This window comes from Mycobacterium sp. (genome assembly GCF_039583785.1).
Classification (GTDB): domain Bacteria; phylum Actinomycetota; class Actinomycetes; order Mycobacteriales; family Mycobacteriaceae; genus Mycobacterium.
This window is the reverse complement of the sequence record NZ_JAVKSG010000098.1, coordinates 1-8,806: the sequence shown is the minus strand read 5'-3', so window position 1 is coordinate 8,806 and position 8,806 is coordinate 1. Positions and strand designations below refer to the sequence as shown.

5 protein-coding genes and 2 pseudogenes are annotated in these 8,806 nt (G+C 62.5%); 4 read left to right on the top strand and 3 right to left on the bottom strand.

Translation table 11 applies throughout. The annotated features are described in order from the left end of the window. The first annotated feature begins 279 nt into the window (after positions 1–279). A complete protein-coding gene (locus ABDV69_RS19065) occupies positions 280–1,113 on the top strand; it encodes an NAD(P)-dependent oxidoreductase (RefSeq protein ID WP_343577183.1) in 834 nt (277 codons plus the stop codon). 58 nt (positions 1,114–1,171) lie between these two features. After that, positions 1,172–1,942 (top strand): cephalosporin hydroxylase family protein, encoded by a 771-nt coding sequence (locus ABDV69_RS19060; protein ID WP_343577182.1) that lies wholly within the window; start codon positions 1,172–1,174, stop codon positions 1,940–1,942. A 38-nt stretch (positions 1,943–1,980) separates the two neighbouring features. Here the strand turns inward: ABDV69_RS19060 and ABDV69_RS19055 are convergent, their stop codons facing one another. Then, a complete protein-coding gene (locus ABDV69_RS19055) occupies positions 1,981–4,410 on the bottom strand; it encodes a glycosyltransferase family A protein (protein ID WP_343577179.1) in 2,430 nt (809 codons plus the stop codon). A 453-nt stretch (positions 4,411–4,863) separates the two neighbouring features. Here ABDV69_RS19055 and ABDV69_RS19050 point away from each other — a divergent pair, with 453 nt between their 5' ends. Further along, positions 4,864–6,138 (top strand): trypsin-like peptidase domain-containing protein, encoded by a 1,275-nt coding sequence (locus ABDV69_RS19050; RefSeq protein ID WP_343577184.1) that lies wholly within the window; start codon positions 4,864–4,866, stop codon positions 6,136–6,138. Here the strand turns inward: ABDV69_RS19050 and ABDV69_RS19045 are convergent. Both ABDV69_RS19045 and ABDV69_RS19040 read right to left on the bottom strand, forming a co-directional pair. Beyond that, a pseudogene (locus ABDV69_RS19045) lies at positions 6,135–6,236 on the bottom strand (hypothetical protein); the annotation flags it as partial. The gene ABDV69_RS19050 and the pseudogene ABDV69_RS19045 overlap by 4 nt on opposite strands. Positions 6,237–6,332: 96 nt before the next feature. Continuing rightward, positions 6,333–6,643, bottom strand: a pseudogene (locus ABDV69_RS19040) (IS3 family transposase); the annotation flags it as partial. A gap of 847 nt (positions 6,644–7,490) precedes the next feature. On the opposite strand from ABDV69_RS19040, the gene ABDV69_RS19035 reads away from it, so the two are divergent. Next, positions 7,491–8,806: PGRS repeat-containing protein (locus ABDV69_RS19035; RefSeq protein WP_343577177.1), on the top strand; the 1,316-nt coding region annotated here is incomplete at its 3' end.

The following is an 8,806-nucleotide window of genomic DNA, read 5'->3' as shown; positions in this document are numbered from 1 at the left end:
GCATGCCGAGGTCGGTGTTGATCATGTCCTTTTCCACGGCACAGTTTCTAAACCCTACAGCGCGGCTGGGTCTCTCGATTTTCGATAGCATCGCAAGCTTTGCTCAAGTATCGGGGCTCAGCCTAAAACCAGAATGCCGAGAAGAATCTAACTCAGAATGATTCAGGAACTGATGGCAGGAGGTTCCTCGATGAGGAGCCATATTGGGGAGGACGGTGAAAAGTCTGCACAAGTGTCGTCCTTCCTGGTGGACTGGGCTCTGCAGGAGCTGAGGTTCTTATGACCGTTACCTTGACGGGGGCGACCGGATTCGTCGGAAGGCAGATTCTGCGCAACCTTCTGGAACGAGGTTGCTCGGTGAGGGTGCTCGTTCGCGACCCATCCCGCTTGCCTGATGTCCGGGCACATGCCGCATTAGAGGTTGCGCAGACGCCCGACTTGTTCGCAGAGGAAGCCGGTCGATTGGAAGAGCTGCTCGAAGGTTCGGAAACCTTGGTGCATGCGGCCTGGTACACGGAGCCGGGTGAATACCTTACGTCGGCACTGAACCTTGCGTGCCTTACCGGCACACTCAACCTGGCCTACGCATTCGCGGCAGTCGGGGGCAAGCGATTTGTTGGTGTCGGAACCTGCGCGGAGTACGACTCTTCCGCAGGCCTGATGACCACCGATACCCCGTTGGCGCCGAATACCTTGTATGCCGCGTGTAAGGCGTCGGCCTTTCAGGTGCTCAATCGTTTCCTCGGCGCGGAGGGCGTGAGCTTTGCCTGGTGTCGGATCTTCTACATCTATGGGGAAGGTGAAGACGATCGGCGACTGGTGCCATACATTCGCAGGCAGCTCGGCAGTGGGCAAGAAGCGCTCCTCACTCGCGGTGATCAGGTGCGTGATTTCCTCGATGTGAAAGACGCCGGACGGATGATCGCCGGTGTCGCGCAGGGGCAGCAGGAAGGCGCGGTGAACATCTGCTCAGGTGAAGAAATGATTGTTCGACAACTCGCCGAACGCATTGCCGACGAGTACGGTCGGCGTGACCTCCTGCGTTTTGGGGCAAGGCCCGAGAATATCTTTGACCCACCGCGCGTCGTCGGCGTGCGGGAGGACGTGCGATGAGTGGGGCGACCCAGTTTTATGAGCAGTCGGCCTTTCCGATCTTTCAGTGGAGTTGAGCGTGACTGATTTCAGTCAAGAAGTGTTAGACCGGATCGATGCCATGTCGCGTAATGAGCGCCTCCGCGCGGACGCCGCGGAATTCGTGCTTACCTCGCTGAGGGCTCAGTACTCGTACAACTTTGCCTGGATGTCGCGGCCGATCATTCAGTACCCCCAGGACATGGTCGCCGTGCAGGAGTTGATCTGGCGCGTCCGTCCTGATCTAGTCATTGAGACCGGCATTGCCCATGGCGGATCGCTCATCTTCAGCGCGTCCATGCTGGCGTTGCTAGACATGGCTGAGGCCATCGAATCCGGTGTCACACTTGATCCGGCCAAGTCCAAACGCAAGGCGGTGGGTATCGACATCGATATTCGCGCGCACAACCGTAAGGCCATCGAGGCGCACCCAATGGCGTCCCGCATCCAGATGATCCAGGGCTCCAGCACGGCGCCTGAGGTGGTGACGCAGGTGCGTGAGATCGCTGCTGACTACCAGCGGGTGCTGGTGTGCCTGGACAGCAACCACACCCACGCCCATGTGCTGGCCGAATTAGAGGCCTACGCGCCGCTAACCTCGGTAGGCAGCTACTGCGTGGTCTTCGACACGATCGTTGAGGATGTGCCCGCCGACATGTTTCTCGACCGCCCATGGGGCCGCGGCGACAACCCGAAGACCGCCGTGTGGGAATACCTCAAGACCCACACGGAGTTTGAGATCGACAAGAGCATCCAGCACAAGCTGGCGATCACCGTAGCGCCGGACGGGTATCTGAGAAGGGTGTCATGAGATTCTGCCCGGACATTGTCTTCAGGCTTGAGGCGGGGTCAGCATGCGGTAATGCAGAGCACTTCGTCGAGGCTGGCGGTGGTCAGCCCGGCGGTGCCTGACCGCTGTTTGAGTTGGGCGATGGGATCGGAGTCGGTGTCTTTCAGGCCGCCGGCCCGGTCCAGTCGTGTGGTGTCGAACATTGCTGGGCCGCTGGCCACCTGATCGGCCAAGACGTAGCGGCCGGCATCGGGTGTGCGGCGCACCTCCTGCTCCGCGGCGCAGGTGTTGGTGAGCTTGACTGCGTCGCCATAGTTGATGCCGACCTGAAACACCTCTGGTTCGGCGTCGAGCACCGCGCTCAGCCGGGTGATGTAGTTTTCGGGGGCAAAAAACCGCCAGCCTCGGCCCAGATGCAGCCAAAACCGTCCGCCGATCTGCGCGCGGACCTGGGCGAGTTGGGCTCCGGGCCCGTTGCCGGGGCCGCGATCGGCGAACTCGAGGAAGCTGTAACGCTTCAGCAGCGCCGCGCGGTCGTGGGCGGACAGGCCGCCACCGGCCACCACGAAGCGCCCGACGCGTGACAGATCGGTGCAGCAGCGTAGAAACGAGTTCAGTGTTTGTTCGGTGGTTTCTCGATCCGGGCCGGCAACCAGACTGACGGTGACCTCGGCGTCGCGTGGACCCGCGCCGAGGCTGCTCGCCAGCGCATCCGGGTATGCCGACGCCGCTTCGATCATCGCGGGCACCGAGAAGTCGCGATTGCTCGCAATCCCCTGTCGACGTTCAGCGGGGATATCTGGGCGGGCCAGCAGGCGCCGACACAGCGTGAATGCCTCGGCATGCTTGCCGATCCAGAATGCGCACACCGCCTGCTCATCGGTGGCACGCCAGGCGTAGATATCTGCGAAGACAAACAAGATGTCCTCTTCGGGAAGTGGGATCGCAGCGGCGCGCTCGGCGAACAGATAACCGAGCCGATACTCCGTCTCAACCCGGTAGTGAACGGCGATCTCATAAAGCGGCTCGGCGCGGGTCGGTCGAAACTCCCAAGCCCGCAGGTGGGCGTCTTGAATGTCCGGCCATGGCGCCCCGAGATTCGCCATCGCCTGCGCGACTCGGTTCAGCGAGTAGTAGACCTCCTCGGCACAGCCGCCCATCTCGGCCCGCTGTGCATACCACTTGCGCGCGTTGACAAAATCCCCCGCATCGAAATAGCTCTGCGCCAGATGGAACACCCACCGCGTATCCCCGACGTCCGGGACGATCTCGGGCAGCAATGGATCGCGGTCATGCGCAGCGCCCGGAAATCTTGACAGGAGCTCGGCCTCGGTAATAACGAACGCCGCGCTATTGGCAGGAACTGGCCCGCGGCTTGCAAGCAGGATCACGTTTTCGGGCAACGGCAGCGACCTGTCTTCTAAGACCACCAGACCCGCTGCGGCAAAGCCGCGTGCTAGCGCGAGTATCCGCGGAGCATCGTCCTGATAGTAGGCAACCGTGGCGCGTTCAGGTTGGAACGGCTGCAGGCCGAGCAGATACTCAAGTGCCGCGTTGATGCGATACGTCTCGTACGGAGCCGGCAGCAGTGAATCGTCGCCCGTGCAGCGGAGGCGGTTGGCGATGTAGTAGTTGTCGATCCAGTCCTTGCCCTCATCGGTACGGAGCCGCAAGCCAACATGCATCCGGATGCGCACAAAGCGATCGATGGCGCGCTGGCACCAGTCAAGATCCTCAGCCGACTGGAGCGAGGCGAATCGGGCGAGGATGTACTCCAGCCCACCGCGGTAGCGGTCCCAGCCCTCCTTGACCTCTTCGTGCCCGAGCTGGGTGCGTGATTCATCGTCAAAGTACCGGATAACTTGGCGGTAGAAGGGTTCCGGGCTGAATGTCACCGCAGCCCGATCCAGCATTGCAGCGATCCTTACAAAGAAGATGAATGCGAACGGGTTGGCAGCACCCGCCAACTCTCGGGCGAGGAAAGTTCTGGCCAGGTAGACCTCAGGAAAGATGTGACCATTTACCAGCAGGGCGAAGAGGGCAGCATGGTCCTTCGCCTCGATACGCGTCTCCTGCTCGATGGCATAGAACTGGTCGAAATCCCGTCCCGCAACCCGGTCGTGCAAGAACCAGGGCGCGTACACCGCACCAACGTCGGGATGGGCCTCCAGATGAGCTATGTAGCGCCCGAGCACGCCCGGAATGAGCAGATCGTCATCGGCAACGTAGGCGACATATCGCCCCTGAGCAGCCTCAAACAGTTGCGATTGGTTGTGGTACGCGCCCACATTCTCCGGCCGCCGGATGTAGCGGATAGCCAGCTGGTCCTCGTACCTGCGTACCACGTCCGCGGTGTCGTCCTCCGAGGCGTTGTCACCAATCAGCAGTTCGTAGGAAAAGCCGAGTTCACCGACATGGGCAGCAAGGTCCTGCAGCAGACAGTCGAGGTACCGCGCCCGGTTGAAGGTGGGCACGCAGATGCTCAGCACGGGGGAATGATCAGTTGCTGGGTGCACGACCCTCCATTTTCTCACAGAGACGCTGCGCTGCTCTGCAGGATCTGGGATATTGTCGCCATAGAGTCGGCGGGCGTGAGCGCCTCCCGGCAGAGATCAGCGTGACCTGATGTCGCGATGAACAGCCGCACAACGCGGACGTCGCACGCGAATGTGTTTGGCGCCGGCCCGCGCTATAGACCACGTATTACTTGAATCTTCAACATTCCGCGAGCGTGACGAACACTTTGTCAGACGCGTTGGCTGAACACATCGGCCGTCACTGCCGCCGACGCCGTAGGGTGGACCTGAAGCCTTTTGGTGGCACAGGCCTGCCAACGGCTTCCGTCCTGCCGAGCGCTCGGAAGGGGTGACGTGAACTTCAATCAGAACCGTCCCTACGGCGACGCACGACGGGCACCGGAGCTAAGCGACATCGGGTCACGCATGAGGCCCAGATCCACCGCACGACCGCCGGTCGAAAGTGCTTTCCCCCGTGCGCCTGGTTTTGCCGAATTTCTGGATCCGCGCACTTACCCAGACCAGCCCGAGTACGACCCATCGTGGCGCGATCCCCGCGCCACGATGGCCCTCGGTGCACCGGCGCTACAAGGGCCGTCGCGCCATACCGTCAGCCCCGACCCCGGCAAGCTAAGTGCACGTGGCGGCAAGGTCTCGCTCTCATACTTCTCGCTGGCCATGTTGGCGATCATCGCGCTGCTGATTGGCTTCACCGGCGGTTGGATGTTGCGTAAAAACGCTGAGGTCGCCGGGATGTTCGCCACCTCCAAGGTCAGATCGCTCATCCATGGGGCCACCCAGTCGCGGGAGTCCGGATTCGCCAAGGTCGCCACCGCGGTGAAAAATTCGGTGGTTTATGTCGAGGACGTAAGAGTCAGCGACCAGGTGGGTTCTTACGGTTCGGGCGTGATCGTCGATAGCCGCGGCTACATCGTCACCAACAACCATGGGATCTCTCAGCCAGCCAAGAACCTTGGCCCACGCAGAGTTTCGGTGATCTTCAACGACGGCAAAAAGGTGACAGCCAAGCTGGTCGGTCGTGACCCTAAGACGGACTTGGCCGTACTAAAGGTTGACGACCTTAACAACCTGACCGTCGCGCAGCTCGGCGATTCCGACCAAGTACAGGTAGGCGACTTGGTGTTGGCGGTCGGCTCACCGTTAGGACTGCGCACTACGGTCACGCACGGCATCGTCAGTGCGTTGCATCGACCGGTGCCGCTGGGCGACATTGTGATCGACGCCGTGCAGACCGACGCAGGGATCAACCACGGCAACTCCGGCGGCCCGCTGATCGACATGGACGCTAAGGTAATCGGCATCAACACGGCGTGTCAGATACAGACCTGCGCCGGCGGGCCAGGCTTCGCCATCCCGATCAATGAAGCGAAGGGCGTCGCCGAGGCATTGATCCGGGACGGTTATATCCACCACCCCACGCTGGGGCTGACAATCCGGCCAGTGAGGGATTCAACGGCCTCGGGCGCCCATGTGGCATCCGTCAACGCCGGCGGACCCGCGCAGAAGGCCGGAGTCCGGGGAAACGACGTGATCATTAAGGTCGGCAACCGAACCATCGCCGACGCCGATGAATTTGTCGTCGCGGTCCGTCAGCTCACGATCGGGCAGCCAGCGCCGATCGAAGTAGTGCGCGGCGGCCGCGACGTTTCACTCAAGGTGGTCCCCGGCTCCGATTCTTAGATCGCTCGCCGGCAGTCGCGTGCGATCGCCAGTTCCTCGTTGGTCGGAATCACCAAAACAGTGATCCACGAATTGCCCGTCGAGATCAGCCGAGCACCCTGCATTCGGATCAGATTTGCAGTCGCGACCGCAATTGATGAAGTGATTTGGGCGCGATGCAGGATGTCGCCGGTTCAGGTGGATCTGCTGCGGTGACGGATCGCGGACTCCACGAACCGGGTCTGCTTGACACTGGCGGCTTCCCAGCCGATGGTCGCACCGGCGTAGGTGTCGATGACGAACGCGACGTAGACGAAGATCCCGGTGACGAGTTTGAAGTCGGCGACGACCAATGCATTCGGCGTGGGCACCGGGAACTGGCCGTCCACCAGGTCTGGTGCCCGCCGGCGGCCGGGTCGACGATCGTGGTGTGCACTGACTTCTGCCGGCGTAAACCCCGCCAGCCGTTGCGGCGCATCAACCGCTCGACAGTGGACTCGGCCACCGGGAAACCCTGCCGCTGCAGTCGTTTTGATGGCCGGAGCGGCAGGTTGAACCCGGCCGATGACCGTGATTCGCCGATGATGTTGCTAGAAGTATTGCGGGCTGAACCGTGATCAGCACTCGTTGATACCGACGAGTATGCAGGACCGGCTATTAGGGTTGGATCGGCGTGACTGCTGGGCAGGGTCGGCGGTCGGCTGGGACGAGTTGCGCTCGTCAGCCTCCGACGACGCAGGCGAGTCAGCGGAAGCTCACGACGCCTATGCGCATGCCGACATGGTCGACAACGACCGGCTCGAGCTTCCTATTTTATCAGTAAATAAGCGCTGACCAGCATCGACGTCGCCCATCAGGTCTCTGCTAAAAAAGTTTTTAAGTTTTTCGAAACTTTTCCTTCCTTTTAAACTTCCAAAGCGCTACCTTACCGGTACCTGAGAGAATCCACGCCGGACGAGGTTGGGAAATGATCGCTTGTGGCAGTCAGCTGCGGAGCGCGAAAACCCTTCGTTGTCGTCGAGTCGTCGGTCTCAGCCGTAGTCCTAGCACGCTGAACACTGCGAACACGCATGAAATCCGCCTGATCTCAGATCCGCAAGTGGCTGGAAGAAGCTTGATAGCAGCCGCGCCCCTCCCGGTCAGACTCGCCTGAGCAAGCGTAGGCCCAGCTGAAGGCAACTCAAGAAAACATACAAGGCGCACAGGGACGTTCGGAGAAAGGGACCACGGTGGCTCGTCATCGAGGCTCGAAGAAGCAGACTCAGCGATCATCGCGAAAGCGCGCGGAACGCGGCGTTAGCCGCTTAATAGGTCTAAGCGCCGCGACCAGCGCGTTCATAACCTATAGCCTTGCGCCGCTGCTCAGTATGCCGGTGGCCAAAGCTGATGGGATCGAAGACATCATCATCGATCCCATCATCAACTCCCTCTCGGGTGTGGACCCCGCGCTGGCTCTGGATATGACCAGCTGGCTTTCGAGTCTCGACGCCGCCTTGCAAGGAGCGGCAAACTTCGATCCGTCGAGTTTGACCGGCGCCACACCCGACCTCGCCTCCACCTTGGCTGGGGTTTCCGGCGGCGATCCAGCGAGTGCGGCGGCCGATCCAGCGGCCTCATCGTCGCTTGCCGGCCTGTACGGGACGTACATCTACGACCCGTTGCACACGTTGGACCAACAGTGGATCGACGGCACGACCTTCTTGGGCAACCTCACTGTTCAATACGACAGCTTCATTAACCAGTTCGCTCCGGCTGGCGAGACGTTCATCGGCAATGGTGTTGACGGCACAGCGGCAGATCCTACCGGCGGCGCGGGTGGGTTGTGGTTCGGCGACGGCGGCGACGGCTGGACCAGCAACGTGGCCGGTGAAGCTGGCGGCGCTGGCGGCATTGCCTACGACGGCAACGGCGGTGCGGGCGGCGCCGGCTTCGAAGGAAGCATGGGCGGTGCGGGCGGCGACACTGGTTACGGGATAGCCGGTGCTGGCGGCGATGGCGGTGACGCCACGACGGCAGGCACCGACGGTGGCAACGGCGGTGCTGGCGGCGACGCAACCGGTTTCTTCTTCGGCAACGGCGGTGACGGCGGAAACGGCGGATCCGGCGCGGATGGCGTTAACGGAACCGACAACAGTGCTTTGCCCGGTGTTTCCGGCGGAGATGGTCAGGCCGGCGGCAGTGGCGGTGACGGGGGTGCCGGCGGTAGCGGCGCGACGCTGTACGGCGATGGCGGCAACGGCGGCGATGGCGGGTCCGGCGGCAATGGCGGATTCGGCGGTGATGGCGGCGCCGACGCGGTCGGCGGGTACGGCGGGTACAGCGGCGACAGCGGTATCGGCGGGGCTGGCGGTGATGGCGGGAGCTTTGGCCACGATGGCGCGGCCGGCGCGAATGGCCACGATGGACACTCCGGCGGCGGCGGTCCTGGCGGCCACGGCGACACGGGCGCCACGGGTGACACCGGAGCGACCGGCCCCACGGGTGACACCGGAGCCACGGGTGACACGGGTGCGACCGGAGCCACGGGTGACACCGGAGCCACGGGTGACACGGGTGCGACCGGCCCCACGGGTGACACCGGAGCCACGGGTGACACGGGTGCGACCGGCGCGACTGGGGCCACGGGTGACACCGGCGCGACCGGCGCGACTGGGGCCACGGGTGACACCGGCGCGACCGGCGCGACCGG

What these genes read in the sequence shown, in the direction of transcription:
- ABDV69_RS19065 (WP_343577183.1), top strand. Translation starts at nt 280, where the DNA reads ATGACCGTTACCTTGACGGGGGCGACCGGATTCGTCGGAAGGCAGATT.
- ABDV69_RS19050 (WP_343577184.1), top strand. Translation starts at nt 4,864, where the DNA reads ATGAGGCCCAGATCCACCGCACGACCGCCGGTCGAAAGTGCTTTCCCC.